General features: G+C 74.3%; 21 protein-coding genes and 1 pseudogene. 13 read left to right on the plus strand and 9 right to left on the minus strand.

Features of this window, described 5'->3' with window-relative positions:
• Positions 1-63: 63 nt before the first annotated feature.
• Entirely contained in the window at positions 64-1,017 is a 954-nt protein-coding gene (locus AC4OXY_RS08915) for a LysR family transcriptional regulator (RefSeq protein ID WP_356023870.1), read from the minus strand.
• A gap of 162 nt (positions 1,018-1,179) precedes the next feature.
• Positions 1,180-2,243, minus strand: a pseudogene (locus tag AC4OXY_RS08920) (His/Gly/Thr/Pro-type tRNA ligase C-terminal domain-containing protein); the annotation flags it as partial.
• A 32-nt stretch (positions 2,244-2,275) separates the two neighbouring features.
• Here AC4OXY_RS08920 and AC4OXY_RS08925 point away from each other — a divergent pair.
• From AC4OXY_RS08925 to AC4OXY_RS08935, 3 genes are all read left to right on the plus strand, one after another.
• Complete coding sequence (locus AC4OXY_RS08925) at positions 2,276-2,587, plus strand: substrate-binding domain-containing protein (protein ID WP_491994804.1); 312 nt, start codon at positions 2,276-2,278, stop codon at positions 2,585-2,587.
• Between the two features lie 126 nt (positions 2,588-2,713).
• Positions 2,714-3,283, plus strand: a complete 570-nt coding sequence (locus AC4OXY_RS08930) for a TetR/AcrR family transcriptional regulator (RefSeq protein WP_356023866.1) — start codon at positions 2,714-2,716, stop codon at positions 3,281-3,283.
• Positions 3,284-3,344: 61 nt separating this feature from the next.
• Positions 3,345-4,511, plus strand: coding sequence for a GDSL-type esterase/lipase family protein (locus AC4OXY_RS08935; protein WP_376288072.1), 1,167 nt, complete (start codon positions 3,345-3,347; stop codon positions 4,509-4,511).
• 55 nt (positions 4,512-4,566) lie between these two features.
• On the opposite strand, the gene AC4OXY_RS08940 is transcribed toward AC4OXY_RS08935, so the two are convergent.
• A complete protein-coding gene (locus tag AC4OXY_RS08940) occupies positions 4,567-5,313 on the minus strand; it encodes a class F sortase (RefSeq protein ID WP_376288071.1) in 747 nt (248 codons plus the stop codon).
• A gap of 166 nt (positions 5,314-5,479) precedes the next feature.
• Positions 5,480-5,602, minus strand: coding sequence for a hypothetical protein (locus AC4OXY_RS08945; protein WP_356023860.1), 123 nt, complete (start codon positions 5,600-5,602; stop codon positions 5,480-5,482).
• Between AC4OXY_RS08945 and AC4OXY_RS08950 the strand changes: the two genes are divergently transcribed.
• A complete protein-coding gene (locus AC4OXY_RS08950; protein WP_491993618.1) occupies positions 5,597-6,436 on the plus strand; it encodes a hypothetical protein in 840 nt (279 codons plus the stop codon). The genes AC4OXY_RS08945 and AC4OXY_RS08950 overlap by 6 nt on opposite strands.
• 301 nt (positions 6,437-6,737) lie before the next feature.
• Entirely contained in the window at positions 6,738-7,601 is an 864-nt protein-coding gene (locus tag AC4OXY_RS08955; protein WP_362822129.1) for an SCO6745 family protein, read from the plus strand.
• 130 nt (positions 7,602-7,731) lie between these two features.
• Here AC4OXY_RS08955 and AC4OXY_RS08960 read toward each other — a convergent pair whose 3' ends face one another.
• Both AC4OXY_RS08960 and AC4OXY_RS08965 read right to left on the minus strand, forming a co-directional pair.
• Positions 7,732-8,952, minus strand: coding sequence for a cytochrome P450 (locus AC4OXY_RS08960; protein WP_491993619.1), 1,221 nt, complete (start codon positions 8,950-8,952; stop codon positions 7,732-7,734).
• Positions 8,949-9,659: a cyclodityrosine synthase gene (locus AC4OXY_RS08965; RefSeq protein ID WP_356023852.1), complete on the minus strand. Its 711-nt coding sequence runs from the start codon at positions 9,657-9,659 to the stop codon at positions 8,949-8,951. The genes AC4OXY_RS08960 and AC4OXY_RS08965 overlap by 4 nt, the downstream gene beginning before the upstream one ends.
• Before the next feature lie 188 nt (positions 9,660-9,847).
• Between AC4OXY_RS08965 and AC4OXY_RS08970 the strand changes: the two genes are divergently transcribed.
• Positions 9,848-10,723: a fructosamine kinase family protein gene (locus tag AC4OXY_RS08970; protein WP_491993620.1), complete on the plus strand. Its 876-nt coding sequence runs from the start codon at positions 9,848-9,850 to the stop codon at positions 10,721-10,723.
• A 34-nt stretch (positions 10,724-10,757) separates the two neighbouring features.
• On the opposite strand, the gene tap is transcribed toward AC4OXY_RS08970, so the two are convergent.
• Positions 10,758-13,232: a telomere-associated protein Tap gene (gene tap / locus AC4OXY_RS08975; RefSeq protein WP_491993621.1), complete on the minus strand. Its 2,475-nt coding sequence runs from the start codon at positions 13,230-13,232 to the stop codon at positions 10,758-10,760.
• 467 nt (positions 13,233-13,699) lie between these two features.
• Here tap and tgmA point away from each other — a divergent pair, with 467 nt between their 5' ends.
• The 5 genes from tgmA to AC4OXY_RS09000 all read left to right on the plus strand — a co-directional run bounded on the left by tgmA (position 13,700) and on the right by AC4OXY_RS09000 (position 17,771).
• On the plus strand, positions 13,700-13,891 hold the full coding sequence (gene tgmA, locus AC4OXY_RS08980) for a putative ATP-grasp-modified RiPP (RefSeq protein ID WP_071376133.1): 192 nt from the start codon (positions 13,700-13,702) through the stop codon (positions 13,889-13,891).
• Positions 13,892-13,908: 17 nt separating this feature from the next.
• A complete protein-coding gene (gene tgmB / locus AC4OXY_RS08985; protein ID WP_376288066.1) occupies positions 13,909-14,892 on the plus strand; it encodes an ATP-grasp ribosomal peptide maturase in 984 nt (327 codons plus the stop codon).
• 38 nt (positions 14,893-14,930) lie between these two features.
• Complete coding sequence (locus tag AC4OXY_RS08990; protein ID WP_356023844.1) at positions 14,931-15,818, plus strand: Gfo/Idh/MocA family protein; 888 nt, start codon at positions 14,931-14,933, stop codon at positions 15,816-15,818.
• Between the two features lie 120 nt (positions 15,819-15,938).
• Positions 15,939-17,096, plus strand: coding sequence for a PP2C family protein-serine/threonine phosphatase (locus AC4OXY_RS08995; RefSeq protein WP_491993622.1), 1,158 nt, complete (start codon positions 15,939-15,941; stop codon positions 17,094-17,096).
• Between the two features lie 207 nt (positions 17,097-17,303).
• Entirely contained in the window at positions 17,304-17,771 is a 468-nt protein-coding gene (locus tag AC4OXY_RS09000; RefSeq protein WP_356023840.1) for a hypothetical protein, read from the plus strand.
• 4 nt (positions 17,772-17,775) lie between these two features.
• On the opposite strand, the gene AC4OXY_RS09005 is transcribed toward AC4OXY_RS09000, so the two are convergent.
• Positions 17,776-18,039, minus strand: a complete 264-nt coding sequence (locus tag AC4OXY_RS09005) for a hypothetical protein (RefSeq protein WP_491993623.1) — start codon at positions 18,037-18,039, stop codon at positions 17,776-17,778.
• 274 nt (positions 18,040-18,313) lie between these two features.
• Here AC4OXY_RS09005 and AC4OXY_RS09010 point away from each other — a divergent pair, with 274 nt between their 5' ends.
• Positions 18,314-18,436: a hypothetical protein gene (locus AC4OXY_RS09010; protein ID WP_376288063.1), complete on the plus strand. Its 123-nt coding sequence runs from the start codon at positions 18,314-18,316 to the stop codon at positions 18,434-18,436.
• Positions 18,437-18,559: 123 nt separating this feature from the next.
• Here the strand turns inward: AC4OXY_RS09010 and AC4OXY_RS09015 are convergent, their stop codons facing one another.
• Positions 18,560-20,101 (minus strand): helix-turn-helix domain-containing protein, encoded by a 1,542-nt coding sequence (locus AC4OXY_RS09015; protein ID WP_491993624.1) that lies wholly within the window; start codon positions 20,099-20,101, stop codon positions 18,560-18,562.
• 389 nt (positions 20,102-20,490) lie between these two features.
• On the opposite strand from AC4OXY_RS09015, the gene AC4OXY_RS09020 reads away from it, so the two are divergent.
• A complete protein-coding gene (locus AC4OXY_RS09020) occupies positions 20,491-21,111 on the plus strand; it encodes an L-threonylcarbamoyladenylate synthase (RefSeq protein ID WP_356023832.1) in 621 nt (206 codons plus the stop codon).
• Positions 21,112-21,192: the final 81 nt, after the last annotated feature.

Raw genomic sequence — 21,192 nt, forward strand, 5'->3', positions numbered from 1 at the left:
GCCGTGTGACATAGCACATGGCACCGGCCGCTCATAACATCGCGAGGCGCTTTTGACGTGCCGCTACGCCCCGGTGACGCTCCAGGTGCGCGAGGCCCAGGCCCGCAGGTGCGGTGCCTGGGCGACGAGGTCGCGGTAGGCGGCCGTGGCCGACTGGGCCAGCGCCTCCAGGACCTCGTCGGTGACGCTGTCGGGCCGCCAGGCGAGCACATAGCGGCACCACAGGGGCGAGCCGACGAGCGGCTTGACCACGACGTGCGGGCCCGGCCGCAGCGTGGGCTGCACCAGGGACACCCCGAGGCCGTCGGCGATCATGCTCTGGAGCTGGCTCTGGTCGCCGAGGAACTCGTGCACGGTGACCGGGGTGAATCCGGCTGCCGCGCAGGCGTCGTAGAACACCCCGGGCCAGCCGGCGCCGTCGTCCGGGGTCACGAACCACGCGTCCTCGGCCAGGTCCGCGAGCTGCACCTGGGCGCACTGGCGCAGCCGGTGCCGGGCGGGCAGGGCGACGAACGTGGGCTCAGTGACGATGCCGCGGTGCCGCACGGCGTCCGAGTGGCGCAGTTCCATGCCCGGGTAGTCGGCGGCTATCGCGGCGTCCACCGCGCCATCCTCCAGCAGCTCCACGATCCGTGAGGAGGCGTAGACGCTGTTCACCGCGAGGGACAGCCCGGGCAGCCGGGTGCGGACACGGGAGACCGTGCCCGACAGCATGGGCGAGTTGGTCGCGGCCATGCGCAGGGGAGGGCGGGGCCGCGCGGGGGTCGGACGGTGGCCGATCGCGTCGGCGCGGGCCAGCACGTCACGCGCCTGGGCCACCACCTCGGCGCCGTAGGAGGTCGGGCGCGCGCCGCTCGTGCCGCGGTCGAAGAGCGGCTCGCCGAAGTGGCGCTCGATGCGGCGCAGCTGGGTGCTCACGGCGGGCTGCGAGTAGCCGAGCTGTGCCGCCGCGCGCCCCACACTGCCCGCGTCGGCAATCGCGCACAGCACCCGCAGATGCCGCAGCTCCAGCTCCATCTCGCCCCTCCTCGTGTCGGCCACACCGCCCCGGCTCACACCCGGCGGACGAAGCGTTCCATTGTGCCCTGCCGGGCACAAGCCGCAGGTCAGCCGTCGTCGTGCCACGGCGTGCGAAGGGGGGAGACGGAGCCGGAGCGGCCGTCGGGGCGCCCGGCCGCCTCAGTACGCCCGGCCCACCACCGCGACGACCCCCGGCTCGTCCTCGCTCACCGGCACCGAACCGTCGGCCGCGACCAGGCACCGTACCGACACGCCCCGCTCGGCCAGCCGGGCCTCGCCGTCGGGGCCGAGCGCGGCCCAGGGGATGCGGGCCCAGCCCGTCCGCGCGGCCTCGGCGGCCTCCTCCGGCCCGGTCACCTCGGCCGTGCGGTCCGCACGGCGCCGGCGGGACTGCGCGGGCAGCAGCGCCTGGTCGTCCGCCAGCGCCCCGGGCAGCAGTGCGGGCAGCGCCGCGGCGGCGACCGGCTCCTTGGTGCCCGGGATGCGGCGGACCAGCATCGCGGTGCCGTTCTCCAGGTCGCGCGGGCGCACCTCGACCCGTACGGGGACGCCCTTCAGCTCCCAGTCGACCGCGCGCCGGCCGAGCGGCACGTCCGTGCGGTCGTCCACGTGGACCCGTACGCCCGCCTCCGCCAGCCGGCCGCCGATCGCGCGGACCGCGGACAGCACCTCCTCGTCGCCCTTCACCGCCAGGACCACCGCTGCACCGGGGCCGGCCGGGGCGGGACGCGCAGCCCGTCGTCGTCGCCGTGGGCCATCACCAGCGCGCCGATCATGCGGGTGGTGGAGCCCCAGGAGGTCTGCCAGACGTGCTCCTGCCGCCCGTCCTTCGTCACGTAGCGCGTGTGGAAGGCCTTGGCGAAGTTCTGGCCGAGCTCATGGCTGGTGACCATCTGGAGCGCCTTGCCGTCGCCCATCATGCTCTCCAGCGTGAGCGTGTTGATCGCGCCGGCGAACCGCTCCCGGGCCGTCTTGCGTCCGGAGACGAAGTCCATGGCGAGGACGTCGCGCAGGAAGTCGCCGTAGACCTCGCTCTGGACGCGTGCCGCGAAGTCCCGGGCCTCCTCGTACGTGGCGTGCGCGGTGTGGCCCTCCTGCCACAGGAACTCCGTCGTCCGCAGGAACAGGCGCGGGCGCAGCTCCCAACGGACCACGTTCGCCCACTGGTTGATGAGCAGGGGCAGATCGCGAGAGCTGTGCACCCACTTGCGTGCCGGCGCTGACCATGGCGGAGGGGGCCCGGCGGGCGCGGGCGATGGTGGCGACCGGACTGGACTTCGACGGCGTGTTCTGTGTGACGGACACCGTGGCGATGGGGGTCCTGCGGGGGCTCGCGGACGCCGGGGTGCGGGTGCCGCAAGCCGTCAAGGTGATCGGTTTCGACAACGTCGACGAGAGCGCCTTCCTCGTCCCGTCGCCGTCCACGGTGGATCCGGATCACGACCTGATGGCAGAGCGGGCCGTCGCCCTGCTCGTCGCCCGGCTGGACAGCGCGGGGCCGCCCGCGGACCAGGAGGAGTTCGTGAGCCCCTTCTCGCTGGTGCCACGCGAGTCGACCGCCCCCTGACCCTGGTTCTCGCCCCACGCTTTCTCTGCTTTCTCTCCACCTCGACCGGGCTGCAGCAGCACACCCTCATTTGCCTAAAGCTTTTAGGCATGCTCATAATCAATTTGGGCAGAGAGGGGAAGGTTCATGGTTCGCGCAGGTCTGAGCACCGAGCGTCTGGTCCGTGCGGGCGCCGAGCTGGCCGACGAGGTCGGTTTCGAGCAGGTGACCGTGTCCGCGCTGGCCCGGCGGTTCGACGTCAAGGTCGCGAGCCTGTACTCGCACCTGAAGAGCTCCCAGGACCTCAAGACCCGGATCGCGCTGCTCGCCCTGGAGGAGCTGGCCGACCGCGCCGCCGAGGCGCTCGCCGGCCGGGCCGGCAAGGACGCCCTGGCCGCCTTCGCCGACGTGTACCGCGACTACGCCCGCGCACACCCGGGCCGCTACGCCGCGACCCGCCACCCGCTCGACGCCGAAGCCGCGGCGGCGAGCGCGGGCGGCCGGCACGCCCGGATGACCCGGGCGATCCTGCGGGGCTACGACCTGACCGAACCCGACGAGACACATGCGGTCCGCCTCCTCGGCAGCGTCTTCCACGGCTACGTCAGCCTGGAGCTGGCCGGCGGATTCAGTCACAGCGCCCCCGACTCGCAGGAGTCCTGGACGCGCATCCTGGACGCCCTCGACGCCCTGCTGCGCGACTGGCCCTCCCCCTGAATCCCCGACTCCCCGAACCCCACTTCAGCACGTCGACATCTTCGAAACGCAGGCCGACACCATGCACTCCATCCCGCTGACCCCCGAACTCCTGCGCGGCGCGCTGGACGTGGAACGCACCGCGCTCGGACTCCTGCCGCACCGGCTGCCCGCCCGCGCCCGCGCCCAGTGCGCCGACCCGCAGCTCGCCATGGTGGAGTCCCAGCCCTCCGGCGTACGACTGGCCCTGCGCACCCGCGCGACCGTCGTCGAGCTGGACACCCTGGCGACCAAGCGGGTCTACGTCGGCGCGCCGCCGCGCCCGGACGGCGTGTACGACCTGCTCGTCGACGGACGGCTCACCGGCAGCGCCCGGGTCGAGGGCGGCGACACGCTCACGATCGACATGACGACCGGCGACGTCGAGCACCGGCCGGGCCCGGTCGGCACCGTCCGCTTCACGGGCCTGCCCGACACGGTCAAGGACGTGGAGATCTGGCTGCCGCACAACGAGACGACCGAGCTCGTCGCGCTGCGGGCCGACGCGCCCGTCGAGCCGGTGCCGGACCGGGGCCGCGCGGTGTGGCTGCACCACGGCAGTTCGATCAGCCACGGCTCCGACGCCGCGAGCCCCACGACCACCTGGCCGGCACTCGCCGCGGCCCTCGGCGGGGTCGAGCTGATCAACCTGGGGCTCGGCGGCAGCGCCCTGCTCGACCCGTTCACCGCGCGCACGCTGCGCGACACCCCCGCCGACCTGATCAGCGTCAAGCTCGGCATCAACGTGGTGAACGCCGACCTGATGCGGCTGCGCGCGTTCGGCCCGGCCGTGCACGGCTTCCTCGACACCGTCCGCGAGGGCCACCCCGACACGCCGCTGCTCGTCGTCTCGCCCCTCCTGTGCCCGATCCACGAGGACACGCCAGGTCCCAGCGCCCCGGACTTCTCCGCCCTGAGCGAGGGCCGGCTGCGGTTCCGGGCCGTCGGGGACCCGGCGGAGACGGCGAGCGGAAAGCTCACGCTGAACGTCATCCGTACGGAGCTGGACCGGATCGTGCGCGAGCGCGCGGCCGAGGACCGGAACCTGCACTACCTGGACGGCCGTGACCTGTACGGCGAGGCCGACTTCGGCGAACTGCCGCTGCCCGACGACCTGCACCCGGACGCCGCCGCGCACCGCCGGATCGGCGAGCGCTTCGCGGCGCGGGCGTTCACGACGGGCGGCCCCTTCGGGGACGGCGCCCTCTGACCACACCGCCCGACCGTACGGGCCGCCCTCGTACGGGCCGCCCGTAGCGGACGCGTCACACCAGGTGGGCGAAGACCACCAGGTTGTCGGTGTAGTCCTTCGCCGCGTGGTCGTACGGCCCGGTGCAGGTGATGAGCCGGGCCTCGGCGCGCGGCACGTCGCCGTACACGCGCTCGCTGGGGAATTCGTTCTTGGCGAAGGTCTTGGCGTCGTCCACGACGAAGTCCGCGTCCTGTCCGTCGGCACGCTCCACGGTGAACTCGTCACCGGGCTCCAGTTCGTCGAGACCGGCGAAGACGGCCGGGGAGGTCGTGGTGTCGAGGTGCCCGGCGATGATCGCGGTGCCCCGCTCACCGGGCGCGACGCCCTTGGAGTACCAGCCGACCAGATTGGTGTCGTCGGCCGGCGGCGGCTGGAGCTTGCCGTCGGCGCCGATGGTCAGGGTGGTGAAGGGGGCGTCCACGTCGATCTTCGGGATGATCAGGCGGGTCGGTGCGGACCGGGGCAGTGACGGGCCGGTCGGCTGCGGACGGGGCCGCTGCGGATCGGCGGTCGCGGGGGCGTCCTTGCCGGTGGCCGAGGAGGCGCCACGGTCGGTGTTCGAGGAGTCGCCGCGGTCGGCGGTCGAGGAGGCGCCCGCGCCGGAGGCCCGGGAGGTCTGCGAGGAGTCACCGGTCTTGTGGTGGCCGCCGAACACGCTGGTGAAGAGGACGACGATCGCCACCAACCACAGCGTCAGCCGCCCACCACGACCGGAACCCCGCCCGTCCGCAGGTGACGGGGAGGAGGGATTTGCTGCCATCGGACACCACCTCGCTCGGATACGGCAGCACAGGAATCAGAACAAGGGCGCCGGTGCCGAAGCCCGGCGCACAGGGAGGGGACGCGGGGAGCGTCCCCGGGCGGCGGGCCGCCGACGCGAGGGGAACGTCGGCGGCGGCCGCTGCCTCAGGAAACGAGCCGCCGGATCAGGACTCCTGACCGGCCTTCCTGCGGCGCACCACGTACATGGCGCCCGCGCCCAGGGCCAGTACGGCCAGACCACCCGCGGTCACGCTCGAATCGGCGAGCGCCCCGCCACCGGTGTGCATGCCACCACGCGGCTCCTCACCGCCCCGGTCACTGCCACCACGGTCGCTGCCACCCCGGTCGCTACCACCTCGGTCGCTGCCACCACGGTCACTGCCACCACGGTCGCTACTACCTCGGTCGCTACCACCTCGGTCGCTGCCACCACGGTCACTGCCACCACGGTCGCTACTACCTCGGTCGCTACCACCTCGGTCGCTACTGCCTCGGTCGCTACCGCTCCGGTCACTGCTGCCACCGTCGTCGCCACCACGGTCCCCGCCCTGGTCGTCACTGGTCAGCATGGCCAGCGCGCCGCCACCGGTGTGCACGCCGCCGTGCGGCTCGCCGCGACCCCGGTCCTCACCACGGCCCCGGTCGTTCTCCCCGCCACGGTCGTTGCCGCCACGGCCCCGGTCGCCACCCTCGTCGCCACCACGGCCCCGGTCGCCACCCTCGTCGCCACCACGGTCACCGCCGTGGCTGTCGCCGCGCACCAGGGCGAGTGCTCCGCCGCCCGTGTGAATTCCACCGTGCGGGTCGTCGTGTCCGCGACCGTTGTCGCGGTCGCCTCCGCGATCATTGTCGTGATCGCGGCCGTTGTCGTTGCCTCGGCCGTTGCCCCGGCCGTTGTCGCGGCCGTTGTCACGGCCTCGGTCCTCGCCGCGACCGTTGTCGCGGCTGTAGGAAGAGTCGTCGCGGCCACCGTCGTCGCCCAGGTGGGCGACCGCGAGCGCGGCGCCGGGCGTGGCGAAGGCGAGGGCGGCCGTGACGGCCGCCGTGGCCAGAAGCCTGCGGGCAGAACGCATAGCGATGTCCTTCCGTCGCGGCCAGGCAGCGGATACCTCATCAGCTGAACAGACCCGGCCTCGACATGAACCACCGTCAGCGAGGGCCCGGACTCGCACCATCTGAGCCGCCCAATGGAGTCATCGAGCCACCCGTCTGACCCAGCGATCACCTTCTTCGAGCGGCCGTCCGGGGGAATGCCACGGCGTGGCGCCACCACCGCGCGGCACTCCTCCCCTCCTGGTCCTGCGCGGCGCCCGCCGAATCTCCGTGGACTTCCCCGGACCCCTTGTTATGACTGTCGTCATAACGCAGGCTGGTGCCAACGGATGTGACAGATGCGGCAGGTCGAGGCGGCGGGAGACGACAGTGGCGGACGGGATGGCGCGGGCCCTGTGGGAGCGGTACGAGCCGGTGCACGATCTCGTGTACTTCGCGCCGGAGGTGCGCGGGGCGGCGGACGCACTCGGGCTGCGGGGGTACTGGATGGGGTACTTCGCGCTGCGCGCCGCGCCGCTCGGCGCCGTGTCCCCGTCCGTGGTGACGAGTTGTTTCTACGTCTTCCACCCCGCACGCGTGGCCCGGGCCCTGCCGGACGCCTGGGGGTACGCGGCCCCGGCCGAGGTGCTGGCTGCCCGTCTGGACGCCCTGGACGCGGCGATGACCGGCCTGTTCGGCGCGGACACCGTCGGCTCGGCCGAGTTCGCCGAGGCGGCCGACCTGGCCTGGGAGGCCGCCGCGGCGGCGGACACCACGGGCCGGGTGCTGGCCGCCGCCAACCAGACGCTGGAGCGCCCCAGGCGCCCGGCCGCGCGGCTGTGGCAGGGCCTGACGACGCTGCGCGAGCACCGGGGCGACTCGCATGTCGCGGTACTGGTGAGCCAGGGGCTCGGGCCGGTCGAGGCGATGGTGCTCAAGGCCGCGGAGGGTGAGTCGGACGGGGAGTTCCTGCGCGAGACGCGCAGGTGGGAGCGGGCCGACTGGGAGTCGGCCGGGGCTCGGCTGCGCGGGCGGGGTCTGCTCGCGGCGGACGGGTCGCTCACCCCGGCCGGGGCGGCGCTGCGCACGGAGGTCGAGGCGCTGACCGACGCGGCCGCCGAGGGTCCCTGGACGGCGCTCGGCCCCGACCGCAGCGCCCGCCTCGCCGCACTGCTGGACCCACTGGCCGGCGCCGTCATGGCCTCGGGCCTGCTGCCGCCGGGCAACCCGGTGGGCCTGCCCCGGGGGGCGTAGCCCGCCGCCCGCGGATGGAGATTCCGGGTACGCCGGCTCGCCGGCCACCGGTCGGGTCCGGGGCACCCGCCGGCACCCCGGCCCGGGACTCCGGGCCGGAGGCGCCGTGCGGGCGGACGCGCGGCGCCCGCTACCAGGTGACCGGCAGGCGTTCGGGGATCCGTTTCATGAAGCCCGTGCGCCAGACCAGTTGGCCGGGCGGGACGGCGAGGGCGAGCTCGGGAAGACGGGCGAGGAGGACCTCCAGGGCGATGCGGGCGTGGGCGCGGCCGAGCGCGGTCGCGGGGCAGCAGTGGGCGCCGCCGCCGAAGGAAAGGTGGTCGGCGGCGTTGTCGCGGTGGACGTCGAAGCGGTGCGGGTCGGGGAACTTGTCGGGGTCCAGGTTGGCCCCCTCGACCAGCACCAGGACGAGTTCGCCCGCGCGGATGCCGACGTCGCCGAGCCGGACGTCCGCCAGGGCCAGGCGCGGCAGGGCGTCGCCGATGGAGAGGTTGACGCGCAGCAGTTCCTCGACGCCGGGGCCGATCAGGTCCGGGCGGTCCCGCAGGAGGTCGCGGGCGATGGGGTGGGTGAGCAGGTGGACCAGGGCCATCGTGAGGAAGCCGGAGGTGGAGATCACCCCGGCGCCGAACAGGGTGACGCCGACCGTGGCCAGCATCTCGTCGGTGAGGTGCGCGTAGTCGGGGTCGTCGCGCAGGGCGGCGAGCTCGCCCATCAGGCCGGTCGGTGCGTGCGTCGCCGCGTCGTCGAGCAGGGCCGTCATCCGGGCGATGTCCCGGTCCCAGTTGATCCGCGCACCGGTGATCGGGCAGGGCGCGTTCATGAAGGCGATGTCGAGGCTGCGCGAGAAGGCCGGGGCCTCGGTCTGCGGGATGCCGAGGATGAGGCAGTGCATGCCCGCCGAGTACGGCTCACAGAACGCGCCGCGCAGATCGGCCGTGGGGCCGTCGGCCAGCAGCCGGTCCACCAGCCGGTGCGCCTCCTCGCGCAGCCACTCCAGCAGGCCCGGTGACTTCGGGTTGAGCGCCTTCAGCACGGCGCGGCGCAGTCCGGCGCCGGTGATGTTGCCCATGTTGTTCACGACCTCGGGCGGGATCGTGAGCGCGTACTGCCGGGGCACTCCGGGAGCGGAGGTGTCCTTCAGGGAGAACCGGTCGTCCTTCAGCACCTGCGCGCACAGTTCGTACGACGTCACGAGCCAGGCCTCGTCACCGGCGATGGTCCGCACCCGGCGTACGGGGGTGGCGGCGCGTATCTCCTCGACCTCGGCGGGGACCTGGGTGCCGTTCCAGGAGAACGGGAAGTCGGGCAGGGGCGGGTGGCCGGCGCGGGTGCCGGTGGCGGTGGTCATGCGGCGGTTCCTTCGAAGGCGGCGGGGGTGACGACGGCGTGGCCCTGGTTGCGGGAGGCGCGCAGACCGGCGCCTCGGGAGTACAACAGCTCGGCCATCGGAAGCAGTTGGTGGTAGCAGTTGAGCGAGGAGGGCACATCGAGGATCGCGGGCGTGTCCAGGAACAGCGGGGCCTCGGCGCACACGTACTCCAGGCACACGGCCCGCAGCCGCTCGGTCGTTTCCTCGCCGCGCGCGGTGAGGAAACGATTCACCAGGGCGTCGCAGACGGCCCGGAAAGCGCCGTCGGTGCCCAGCCGCGCCGCCAGCTGCCGGTGGATCTCCTGATAGGCGGGGTTGGTGCGGAACTCCGACATCGGGTGCCAGTCCAGCCGCGCGCCACCCGGGTCCGCCTCGTTCACCGCGTCCCGCACCTTGGCGCGCACACCGCGCAGGTTCTTCACCGCCTTGCGCCGGGCCTCGTCCGGCGGATAGCCCGACGCCTCGTACATCTCGGCGACGTACAGGTCGGTGTAGACGAAGTCGACCCGGTCGAAGTGGTCCAGCCCCCAGCGGGCGAGGGCATGCAGGCGGCGCGCCGAGAAGTAGCTGTTGCCCGGGGAGACACCGATCACCGCGTGCGCGCCCTCGCCCAGGATGACCTCACAGTGCGAGGTGTACGGCTGGACTTCGAAGAGGTCGGCCAGCAGCACGGATGCTGTGGTCACAGAGGGAATCCTCCGCCGCGCGCTAGTCCCTGCGGGGCCCGGTGCCCCTGGTGTGGCTGCGCGGCGCCCTCACGCTAGTCGTACGGAATCAGCACGTGCAGTTACTGCCTGGTTTTGGCCGGAAACAGTCGTAGCAATGCTCGAAGTTCCGTGTCCCGTGCAACTGTTGAGCGCCGTACTCTGGGGCCGTGGTCAACCGAGACGAGGCTCACGAGGATCCGGGCCGGGCGGCGTCCCGGCTCACCGGTCGCCCGGTCGCCGGCGCGCGGGCGGGGTCCGGCTCGCCCGCCGAGGTCACGCTGGACGGCGGCACCCGGGTGATGGTCAAGCGCGGCGACGCGCCCGGGGCCGTACGGGCCGAGGTGGCCGGGCTGCGCTGGCTGGCCGCGGCGGGCACGGTCCGGGTGCCGGCGGTGCTCGGGCACGACGAGCGCTGGATGGTGACGGAGCGGGTGCACACCGGACGTCCGGACCCCGAGGCGGCGCTGCGTTTCGGCCAGGCCCTGGCGGCCCTGCATGCCGCGGGTGCTTCGGATTTCGGGGCGCCGCCGCCCGACGGCCCCGAGGAGGCGTTCATCGGCCTCGCCCCCATGCGCAACACACCCGGCGCCGACTGGCCCCGCTGGTACGCCGAGCACCGCGTACTGCCGTACGTGCGCGGCGCGGTCGGCCGCGGCACGCTCCGGCCGGGCGAGGCGAGCGTGTTCGAGCGGGTCTGCGCGCGGCTGCCGGAGCTGGCCGGGCCCGCCGAGGCGCCCGCCCGGCTGCACGGGGACCTGTGGAACGGCAACGTGCTGTGGGGCGCCGACGGCGAGGTCCGGCTCATCGACCCGGCCGCGCACGGCGGGCACCGCGAGACCGATCTCGCGATGCTCGCGCTGTTCGGCTGCCCGCACCTGGACCGGGTGCTCGCCGGGTACGACGCGACGGCACCGCTCGCCGACGGCTGGCGTGAGCGGGTGGGCGTGCACCAGCTGTTCCCGCTGCTGGTGCACGCCGTACTGTTCGGGCGCGGTTACGCGGAACAGGCGCTGGCGGTGGCGCGGAGCGCGCTCGCGCGGTGAGGCAGGACCGCGGGGGGGCGGGCGGGGGCCGGTGCTACTCCCCCGCGTCCGGGGCGGTGATCTCGCCGGACTTGATGTAGCGGGCGAGGTTCAGCCCGTCGCCGTACTCCTCGCGCAGGCCCTCCGCCCACAGCACGCTCTGGGTGCCCTCGTGCTTGACCATGCCCGGGCTCACCCCGACCCGGAAGCCGCCGGGCAGCGGCTTGCCGTCCCGGTAGGGCAGGAAGTCGAGCGGGCTCGGGCCGGCGGAGGCGTAGACCGCGCAGTCGGACAGGACCGCGATCGGATACTGGCCGGTGGCGCGCGCGGTGGCCAGCATCTTGCGGTGCATGTTGACCCGGGCCTTGGAGATGACCGCGGCGCGGATGTCCGGGCGCCAGGTCGGCCGGTCCAGCGCCGGCCACCGCTCCCCCGGCCGCCAGCCGGAGCGGCCGCGCTCGCGCAGCTTGCCGATGCCGCCCTTGACCGTGGCCTTGATCGCCGAGAGCACGAGGGCGAGCTGCGGGTCGCGGCTCCTGTGCCGCTCCATCGCGGCGAGGTACTCCTCGGGCGCCATGCCGGTGGTGACGCCGAGGTCGGCCATCGTGGCGACGTACGCGTCGCGCAGCCTGGTGTACCAGGCGTCCAGGTACGGGCCGTGCCCGGGGCGGACGTACGCCTCCAACGGTGCGACCTCGTAACCGAGTTCGAGGGCGTACGCCACCGTCGGTGTCGCGTACCAGGCGGGCCCCTCGGGCGGCTCGCCGTCCGGGGTGAAGGGGTTCGGCAGGCGCTCGTCGAGCCGTACGTGGGAGAGGTCGACCAGCCAGGAGCCGGGCAGCGCCGGGTCGAACTCCGGGTTGTGCACGTGCGCCGGGGCGCCGAGGCCGACGACGGTACGGTTGGCCGCCGCGGCGAACGCCATGTTGACGTCGATGCCGACGAGGTACGGCCGCATGCACTCCTCGTCGGTCAGCGGCCGGGCCCAGTCGTAGGCCTCCTCGCGGAGCATCTCGGCCGGGGTGCGCTCGTGGAACCGGGGCAGGTGGGCGAGGAGCGGGTGCCCGTCCGGGGCCTCGCAGGGCGCGCAGTCGACGGCCTCGGTCAGGGCGCCCGGGTTCGGGGCGGACACCCACTGGCCGTGCTCGCCCCGCACCGCGCGGGTCGGCGGGTGCAGCGCGGTCATCAGCTCCAGGCCCGTCACGGCCGTGGAACCGCACGGAGTGAGGACGCGCGTGGCGTACGTGCCGAGGACGTGGGCGAGTTCCGCGGGGGGCAGGTCGGCCGCGCCGCCCCAGTACCGGCTGTCCAGCGCGTTCCAGGACGGCAGGCAGAAGTGGACGCTGTGGCGCCGGCTGCCCTCGGCGGGGCGGTAGACCCAGGCCCAGGGGCCGAATCCGCGCCGGGTGAGCAGCCAGTCGGCCTTGAGCAGCTGGCGGACCGCCTTGTGCGTGTCGGGGATCCGGCCGGCGAGCCGCTCCTCGTCGGTCAGCTTCGGCGGCAGTCCGTAGCGCACGCACGCCGACTCGGTGAGGACGACGAGCGGATCGGCGTCCTTCCCGGACCGGTGCAGCCGGGGCTGGCCGAGCCGCGCCTCGGCGAGGGTCCACTCCACCAGGTCGGGCAGCGAGGCCGCGGGCACGTCGAGCACGAGCCCGCCGACGCAGTACGCGCTCACCCGGCCGTCGTCATCGGCGTCCAGCACGGCGAGGGGACCGTGCGCGAAGCGGGGGTCGACGGGGCCGGGCGCGGTGGAGGGAGCCGCGGCGGCCGAGGCGGAGCGGGAGGGGGTACGGGACGTGCCGGGGGCGGCCTTGCGGGCGGCGGGGCGGCGGGCCGCCGGGCGCGGGGCCGGTCCGGGCGCCTGCCGGGTGGCGGCGGAGCCGGGCGTGCCGGGTGCCGGCCCGGGGTGGACGGCGGCTGCGGGCGCGTCGGAATCGGCCGCCTGTCCGGGGAGGGCGTGCGCCGGACCATGGAATTCCGGGGTCGGCGCAGGCGTGTCTCCCGCAGCGGTGGCAGGGGTCGCAGGGGCGGGCTGACCGGCGGCGGTGGCTGGAGCGGTCGGGTGCGCAGGCGCCGTCGGATGCGGCGGCCGGCCCGGTGCGGCGGCCCCGGTGCCCGGACCGGAGGACGCCACTGCGGCCGACGGGACGGTGGGCGTGGGCGGCTGGGCCGACTCGGTGGCCGGAACCGCGGGTTGGGGCGACGGGGCATCCGGACCGGACGAGCCGGACAGCGCGTCCGCCGCGGTCCCCGGCGCGGTGGCCGGGGCAGGGTAGCGCCGGGACAGGCCGTCGAGGAGGCGGCGGTAGGCCTCCAGGCGGTCGCCCTTCGGTTCGGCGCGGCCCGCCTCCCAGGCCTGGATGCTGGGCACGCGGACACCGAGGGCCTGCGCGACCGCGGCCTCGGTCAGGCCGGCCGCCTCGCGCAGCCGTGTCCGCTCCGCCGGGGCGGGCAGCACGGTGCCGTCGTCCACGGCGGCGAGCAGTGAGTCCACCGCCGAGAACAGCTCGTCGGGCTGGTCCGTCATTTCCACATCCGTCTTTCTACCTGACGCCCTCTTCCCACCTGACCACCTGACGCCTACTGGCTGACGCCGTCACCACGTGGCTTTCCCAGCCGTCCAGTTGACGACGCAGGCCGTCGACGAGGCCGAGGGCGGCGCCGATGTGGCCGGCCGTGACGTCGTCGCTGTGAGCAACCGGCCGGGCAACGCAGCGTCCTGGGCGACCCGGTGCACGGGGGGTGCCGTCGGCCCCGGCGCCGGTCCCGAGGGCGGTGGGTCTCGACCGGCCCGCGGTGTGAACGTCGTGGACATCGTCGGCGTCATGTGCCATGAGGGCATGCTATCCGGCCCTCGGAACGGGCCGACGAAGTGTGGTTTCCGTGCGGGTCGCCCTAGCGGGACCCACTCCGACCTGCGATTACGCAGCGTAAGGAAACCATCCACTCGTTCGATTCGTATAAGGACGTGAAAAGCCGAACCAGGGAGAGACCATGCAACCGTTCACGCTCAACTACGCGCGGCCCGCTGTGCAGTTGGACGTCACCACTCCGTATGCGTACGACTCCGGACTGCAATTGAACGTCCTCCCGGACGGGCGCGCCGCCGCCACCGACCACGCCACGCTCAGGGCCCTGGGGACCACGACGTCCACCGCGGGCTCCAAGACGCACTTCGACGACTGAACCACGGACCCGAGAACATGACCGTACTCATCCTGACCAGTGAAGAGGACGTGACGGCGGACATGGTGGTCCTCCGGCTGGGCGAGGCCGGCGTGCCCGTCGTCCGGCTCGACCCCGCCGATCTGACCAACGGGGTGGCACTGTCGGGCGAGTACGTGCAGGGCGCCTACGACGGCCATCTGTCCGTCGGCGGGCGCCTCGTGAGCATGAACGGCCTGCGCTCCGTCTGGGTACGCAGGCCCGGTGCCGCGGCCGCCCGCGCCGCTCACCCGTCGGCCTGGCTGACGGAGGAGTCCACGCAGGCGCTGTACGGCATGCTGCGGTGCGGCGAGACGCGCTGGATGAACCATCCGGACGCGGCCCGGCGCGCCCGGTACAAGCCGTGGCAGCTGCATCTGGCCCAGCACGCAAGCCTGCCAGTCCCGGCCACGCTCATCACGACGTTCCCGCAGGCCGCGCGGGAGTTCGCGGAGCGCTTTCCGGACCTGGTGGTCAAGCCGGTCTCCGGGGCGCATCCGCAGGAGCCGCCGCGTGCGGTGCCGACCAGCCGGGTCGCGCCGGACACGGACTTCTCGGCGGTCGCGTTCGGCCCGACGCTGCTCCAGCGGCGGATCGCCAAGCGGGCCGACATCCGGCTCACCGTCGTCGGCGACACCCTGCTGGCCGCGCGCAAGCCCACCGCCCCCGACGCCCATCCGGACGACGTGGACGTCCGCTTCGCCCCGTCGGTCTCCCCCTGGCTGCCCGCCGACGTGCCGGCGAGCGTCGCGGAGGGCGTACGGCGGTACATGAAGAGCGCGCAACTGGCGTACGGCGCATTCGACTTCGCCGAGGACGCGGACGGGATCTGGTGGTTCCTGGAGTGCAACCAGTCGGGTCAGTTCGGGTTCGTCGAGATGGACACAGGTCAGCCCATCGCCGCGACGATCGCCAACTGGCTCGCGGGGGAAGGCGGTTCGGAACGCAGGTGTGCGGAGGGCGGCCGGAGCGCAGCATCTTGAGGGTGCGGGGAGCATCGGCTCGGAGAAGGGAACGCTGCATGCGCATCGGACTGCTGGGAACGGGCCCGTGGGCCAGGGCGGCCTACGCCCCCGCGCTCGCCGGGCACACCGCCCTCCGGTTCGCGGGGGTGTGGGGGCGCCGGCCGGAGGCGGCCGGGGAACTGGCGCAGCGGTACGACGTCCCGGCGTACGACGACGTGGACGCGCTGCTGGCCGACGTGGACGCGGTGGCGGTGGCCGTGCCGCCGTCCGTGCAGGCCGGGTTGGCGGTACGGGCGGCGCGGGCGGGCCGTCATCTGCTGCTGGACAAGCCGCTCGCGGTGTCGGTCGCCGAGGGCCGGGCCGTCGTGGCGGCGGCGGAGCGGGCCGGGGTGGCGTCCGTGGTGTTCTTCACCGCGCGCTTCCAGAAGGAACCGGAGGCCTGGATCGAGGAACAGGCGGCCGTGGCGGGCTGGTTCACGGCGCGGGCGCAGTGGCTGGGGGCCGTGTTCACGTCCGACAGCCCGTTCGCGGCGTCACCGTGGCGACGCGAGAAAGGAGCCCTCTGGGACGTGGGCCCCCACGCGCTGTCCGTCCTGCTCCCCGTCCTCGGCGACGTACGGCAGGTGCGGGCGGCGGCGCACGGTCCGGCGGACACCGTGCACCTGGTCCTCGACCATGCCACCGGCGCCTCCAGCACCCTGACCCTGAGCCTGACGGCGCCGCCGGCGGCGGCCGGGGCCGACGTGGAGCTGCGGGGCGAGGCGGGCACGACCCAGCTGCCCGGCAGCTCGGAGGGCGCGGTCCCCGCCCTCGCACGGGCCGCGGACGCCCTCCTGGCCGCCGTCCGCACCGGCCGCCCCCACGCCTGCGACGCGGCCTTCGGCCTGCGCGTCACCGAAATCCTCTCGGCCGCGGAGGCCCGCCTGTCCGACAGCGAGGAGTAGCCCGCCCCGGGGGGCTCCGGCCGCTCACTCCACGCGCCGCCGCCTCGGTGCCCCCGGCCCGCCGCCCCTGCCCTCCCCCGGCGGGAGGCCCGGGCCGCGGGTGCGGCGTAGGTTGAGGGTGTGAGATCGGTGCGCGGCTGGTCGGCGCGTGGGGAGCTGAAAGGTCGCGGCTGGCTGCGCGGGGCGCCGCCGCCGTTGTGGGTGAGGGTGCTGCCCGTCGCACTGCTCGTCGCCGTCAGCGTTGCGACGCTGGTCACCCCCCACGCCCGCGACCTCGGCTTTCTGCTGGGCGCCATTCCGCCGCTGTCGGTGCTGTCGTACGGCCCGCTGGCCACCGGCGTCCTCGGCATCGGCGTGGTCGTGGCGCTGAACGTCCCGGCCACGCATCTGAACCGCCCGGGCAACACCGATCTGCTCACCATCGTGTTCGTGGCCGCGCTGAGCGTGTTCGTGTCGTACGTGCGCAGTCACCGCGACGCCCAGCTGGACGCGGAGCGGGAGATCGGCGAGGCGGTGCAGCGCGCCGTGATGCCGCCGCTTCCGGCGCGGGTCGGGAACGTCGGGTGCACGGGTTTCTACCGGGCCGCGCAGGACGGGACCCTGGTGGGCGGCGACTTCTTCGACGTACGCGCCGGGCCGTACGGGGTGCGCGCGGTGATGGGGGACGTGCGGGGGCACGGGCTGTCGGCCGTCGCGACCGTGGTGTCGCTGCTCGGCGCCTTCCGGGAGGCTGTGCTGGACCAGCCGGACCTGGAGTACGTGGCGGCGCGGATGGACCGCAGGCTGGCGGTGGACGCGGCCGGCGTGCCGAACGGGGAGCTGTTCGCCACCGGGGTGCTGCTGGAGTTCTCCGCCGACGGCCGTGCGGTGCGTGTGGTGGCCTGCGGTCATCCGGCGCCCGTGCTGCTGGACGGGGAACGCGCCCTGGAGGTGACCGTCGCGCCGGGACCGCCGCTGGGGCTGGCACTGGCCGGCGTCGAACCGCCGAAGGAGGTCACCGTGGCGCTCGGCCCGGGCGACCTGCTGTTCCTGGCCTCCGACGGGGTGTGGGAGGCGCGGGCACGGGACGGCGGTGACGCCTTCTATCCGCTGCCTGCCCGGCTGGCCGCCCTGTCCTGCGGGCCCGGCTCCGCGTGGGCCGAGCTGCCCGGACTGGTCTGGCAGGACCTCGATCGGCTGAGCTACGAGGTCCGGGACGACGTCACCATGCTGGTGCTCGCCCCCGACCCGCCACCCGGCGGGCCCGCTCCGCGCCGGGATCCGTCCCCGAAAGGGTGACACCCCGCCTTCGCCTTTCCCCCAACTGGCGAACCGGTGGCCGGAGTTCGAACGAACCAGCTCAAACGCCACGCTGCGCCACCCCTTCCGCCATGTAGAAATATCTACGAGCATGCATATGCCGGGTCGCCGTGCGGACGCACGACGTGCCCGGCCATGGCCGTCCCCTGCACCGAGGCAGGCGGGCGAGGACATCCGGAGCAGTGCATGACGAACACGATGTGGACGCGGGGAGTGGAGTGGCTGGCCGCCGCGGCGGCGGACCCCCGCTCCTGCAAATGGGAGTGGGATCACGGGGAGGGCATCGCGCTGCTGGAGGTCGGCCGCTTCTGGGACGTGCTGAGCGTTCCCGACCAGCTCGGCCTGCTCGCCCTGGACCTGCTGTGGCGGCCCGGGGCGGCCGCGCCGGGCCCGACGCTGGTCGACACGGCGGCGGGCCGGGTGGGGTTCTTCCTGCCGCCGGACCCGTCCGGGGGCTGGGTGGGCGCGGGACTGCGGTACGCGACCAAGGGGGCCTGGGTCGCCGTACCGCCGCCGTACCGGCCCGCGCGCTTCGTGGAGTGGCTCGTCCCGCCCGACGGCACCGGCACGCTGCACGCGCCCGCCGCCCTCGAAGAGGCGCTGCGGCAGGCCAACGGCACGCTCGCCGTGCTCGCGCCGCTGGGCGGGCGGTGACCGGTCAGGTGCGCTCGACCACGGGCCGGGCCCGCGGGGCGAATCCGCGCACGACGGCGAAGAGCACGTCCGGTTCCGCGGGCACGGCCCGCCCGTGCGCCCGCCACTCGGCGACGAGCCGGGCGTAGATCGGCTCGCGGGCCCGGTCCGGCTGCTCGGACCGGTCCGCCCGGCGCAGCTGCTCCAGCCGGTCCATCCGGTCCAGGCGGTACGCCGGGTTCGAGCGGTACGCCGGGTTCACGCGGCCCGAGCCGTCCAAGCGGTCCATGCCGGGGCAACGCGCCGGAGCCGCCGTCGGTACGCCCGGCCGCGCCGGCTCACCGGGTCGGGTGAGCTCGTCGCTCGAACGAGGCACCGTACCCGTCGTACAAGCATCCCGTCGGCACCCCCTCGGCACCCGTCCGGCCCGGCGGGCGGTGCGACGCGGGCTCTCCTGTGCTACGGCAAGCGGATGATCAGTGCCGCCACCCAGACGCAGCGGCTGATCACCCCGGAGACCGACACGATCAAGGGCGCCGCCGCCGACGCGGACGACGCTCGTCGTGCTCCTCAACACCGGCACCGCGTACCAGGGGCAGGAGCCCAGCACGCTGGTGGGCAGGGCGATCACGTCGATCCTCTCCCCCGCACACGTCTACAACCTGCCGCGCACGCCCACGGGTTGAGAGGACGAGGCCGCGGGGCCCCGACCGGTCCCCCGTTCCGGTCGTGCCCCGCGGCACACTGAACTTACGTGCGAGCGGCGGGCCGGGGTAGTGCACCGGTGCCCGGCGGGGCCCGCCCGGCACTCACCCGTGCACAGGTGAGTCCGGTTGGTCCCGCTTCGTCGTACCGAGTTCGGGTACGGGCAGCTCACCGACGACCAGATGGGCGAGGGCGGTCTCGTACAGATCGGTGCCACCGGCCGTCAACCGGCGCTCCAGGACCGGCTCGGCCGAGCGGACGCGCTCGCGTACCGTCTGGGCGTGGACGCCGAGCGACTGCGCCGCGCGTTCGGCGTGCGCGTCCGCGGCGAGCCAGGCGCGCAGGGTGCCGCGCAGGTCCCGGCCGTCCTCGTCGAGCCGGCCGAGGAGGCCCTCGGCCCAGGCGCGCAGCGCGCGCGTGCCGAACAGCTCCGCGAGCCCGCCCCGGTCCGCAGGTCCGGCCGCGGGGCCGCCGGGGTCGTACGGGCCGTGCGCCGCCTCGGTGTTGAGCGCGACGTGGGCGACGGCGCGGACGGCCAGCCGGGAGAAGTCGGCGCCGAGCAGCCCGGCGACCCGGTCCATCCGGGCGCGGACCGTGTTCCGGCTGACGCCGAGCACCTTGGCCGCGCTGACGGCGGTGAACTCCAGGCCCAGCCCGGTGGTGGCGAGGAGTTCGGCGCGCACGTGGTGCGGCAGCGCGTCCAGCGGGCGCAGCACCGCGCCGGCCCAGGCGCGCAGCCCGGCCGGGTCCATGAGCTGGGCGGGGCGGGTGCGGGCGGCGTAGACCGCGGACCGTTCCGGCCGGAAGTGGGCCACGGCGAGGGCGGTGACGGCCTGGCCGTAGGCGGTGGCGGTCAGCGCGAGGCGCTGGCGGGGGCTGCCGCCGAGGAAGGTGCCGGGGCGGCCGGAGACGAGGGACCGCAGCCGCTCCCCGACCTCGCTCGACGGGCCGACGACGATGACGTGTCCGTCCATCGCGGGGCAGCGCACGACGAGCGCCCGCCCGCCGGTGGCGTCGGCGCAGGCGTCGGCGAGCCGGTCCCGTTCGGCGGCGGTGGTCTCGACGACGTAGACGCGGGCGGTGTCCTCCTCCAGCAGTCCGGGCCAGAGTCCGGCGGCGACACGGCGGGCGGAGACGGTGTCCTCCACCATCAGCAGTTGCAGGATCGCGAGCCGCAGGTCGGCCGTCGCCCGCCGCAGCCGCCGCCCCGAGTCCGCCAACTCGCGCTCCCTGAGCAGCAGTTCCAGTACTCCTGCGGTGTGATTGAGGATCTCCGCGGTGTGCCGGTCGAAGGGCGCCGGGCGGGCGAGCGCCAGCACCGCGCCCGCCGCCGGGCCGGGTCCCGGATGCCGTATCCCGACCAGCCGAACGTGTCGTACGCCGTCCTCCAGCGCGGCGGCGGCGACCCGGCCGGTGCAGACGTCGGCGACCACGGTGGTGTCGAGCGGCAGCGGCTCACCGGCGAGCAGGCGGCCGTGGGCGTCCAGGAGGCAGACTATCGCCCCGGTGCTGCGGGCGAGCCAGGCGACGAGGCGGCCGAGATCGCGGCCTGCGGGCCGCAGATGGTCCAGCAGTTGCTGCGCCCAGGCGCCGTCGCCGCCGTTCGGCCGCACAGGCGGCGCACTCTCCTCCGGTGGGCCGGCCACGTGCTTCCACCCCTCCTCGTCCCGGCGTTGACCTGCGCATACGCATCGGGCACGTTACCCGAAGGGGCCCGCCCGCGTCCCCTGCCGGCAGGCAGCCCGGACATGACTCCGCCGACGGCCTGGGGGGGGGTGGGCCGTCGGCGGAGTCGAGGCGCACGGGGCCGGGGGGGTGGCCCTGGACGGCTCAGAGAGCGGATGCCCCGGAATCCCGGGCGTACGCGCGTGTCCTCGCGAGACTTTCGGGGCGGGCGGGGTGCACGGATCCGACCCGGCCGCGGCCCGCGCCGTTCCCGCACGCATCCCGGCCGTGGCCGGGACCGGGACCAGGCACAGGGCACCGGAGACCGGCCGGTGCGCGCGGGACGCGTGAGGCGGCATAAGCTCGACGGGTGGCGAAGTACTTCGACGTGCACCCTGACAACCCGCAGCCGCGCAGCATCGCCCAGATCGCGGAGGCGGTGCGTTCCGACGCGCTCATCGCATACCCGACCGACTCCTGTTACGCGCTGGGCTGCCGGCTGGGCAGCAAGGACGGCATGGACCGGATCCGCTCCATCCGCCATCTGGACGACCGGCACCACTTCACCCTGATGTGCCGGGACTTCGCGCAGCTCGGCCAGTTCGTACGCGTGGACAACGACGTCTTCCGGGCCGTGAAGGCGTCCACCCCCGGCAGCTACACCTTCATCCTCCCGGCCACCCGCGAGGTGCCGCGCAAGCTGCTGCACCCCAAGAAGAAGACGGTGGGGGTGCGCATCCCCGACCACGTGGTCACCCAGGCACTGCTGGCCGAGCTGGGCGAGCCGCTGCTGTCCAGCACGCTGCTGCTGCCGGACGAGGAGGCGCCGCTGACCCAGGGCTGGGAGATCAAGGACCGGCTCGACCACGTGGTGGACGCGGTGGTGGACTCCGGCGAGTGCGGCACCGAGCCGACGACGGTCGTGGACTTCTCCGGCGGCGAGGCGGAGATCGTGCGGCGGGGCGCCGGGGACACCGTCCGCTTCGAGTGACCGCGGCGGCCGCACGGCACACCCGGCGCGGCGCCGCCGATCTTGCATGGCAGCATGGGCCGTAGCCGGCGCCGGGGGGCG

The sequence above is a fragment of the Streptomyces sp. HUAS MG56 genome, from assembly GCF_058673395.1.

Coding starts and splice junctions, on each gene's coding strand:
- AC4OXY_RS08930 (WP_356023866.1), top strand. CDS start 2,714: ATGGTTCGCGCAGGTCTGAGCACCGAGCGTCTGGTCCGTGCGGGCGCC.
- AC4OXY_RS08990 (WP_356023844.1), top strand. CDS start 14,931: ATGCGCATCGGACTGCTGGGAACGGGCCCGTGGGCCAGGGCGGCCTAC.
- AC4OXY_RS08960 (WP_491993619.1), bottom strand. CDS start 8,952: ATGACCACCGCCACCGGCACCCGCGCCGGCCACCCGCCCCTGCCCGAC.
- AC4OXY_RS08915 (WP_356023870.1), bottom strand. CDS start 1,017: ATGGAGCTGGAGCTGCGGCATCTGCGGGTGCTGTGCGCGATTGCCGAC.
- AC4OXY_RS08935 (WP_376288072.1), top strand. CDS start 3,345: ATGCACTCCATCCCGCTGACCCCCGAACTCCTGCGCGGCGCGCTGGAC.
- AC4OXY_RS08925 (WP_491994804.1), top strand. CDS start 2,276: ATGGTGGCGACCGGACTGGACTTCGACGGCGTGTTCTGTGTGACGGAC.
- tgmA (WP_071376133.1), top strand. CDS start 13,700: ATGCAACCGTTCACGCTCAACTACGCGCGGCCCGCTGTGCAGTTGGAC.
- tgmB (WP_376288066.1), top strand. CDS start 13,909: ATGACCGTACTCATCCTGACCAGTGAAGAGGACGTGACGGCGGACATG.
- tap (WP_491993621.1), bottom strand. CDS start 13,232: ATGACGGACCAGCCCGACGAGCTGTTCTCGGCGGTGGACTCACTGCTC.
- AC4OXY_RS08940 (WP_376288071.1), bottom strand. CDS start 5,313: ATGGCAGCAAATCCCTCCTCCCCGTCACCTGCGGACGGGCGGGGTTCC.
- AC4OXY_RS08945 (WP_356023860.1), bottom strand. CDS start 5,602: ATGCACACCGGTGGCGGGGCGCTCGCCGATTCGAGCGTGACCGCGGGT.
- AC4OXY_RS09000 (WP_356023840.1), top strand. CDS start 17,304: ATGACGAACACGATGTGGACGCGGGGAGTGGAGTGGCTGGCCGCCGCG.
- AC4OXY_RS09005 (WP_491993623.1), bottom strand. CDS start 18,039: ATGGACCGCTTGGACGGCTCGGGCCGCGTGAACCCGGCGTACCGCTCG.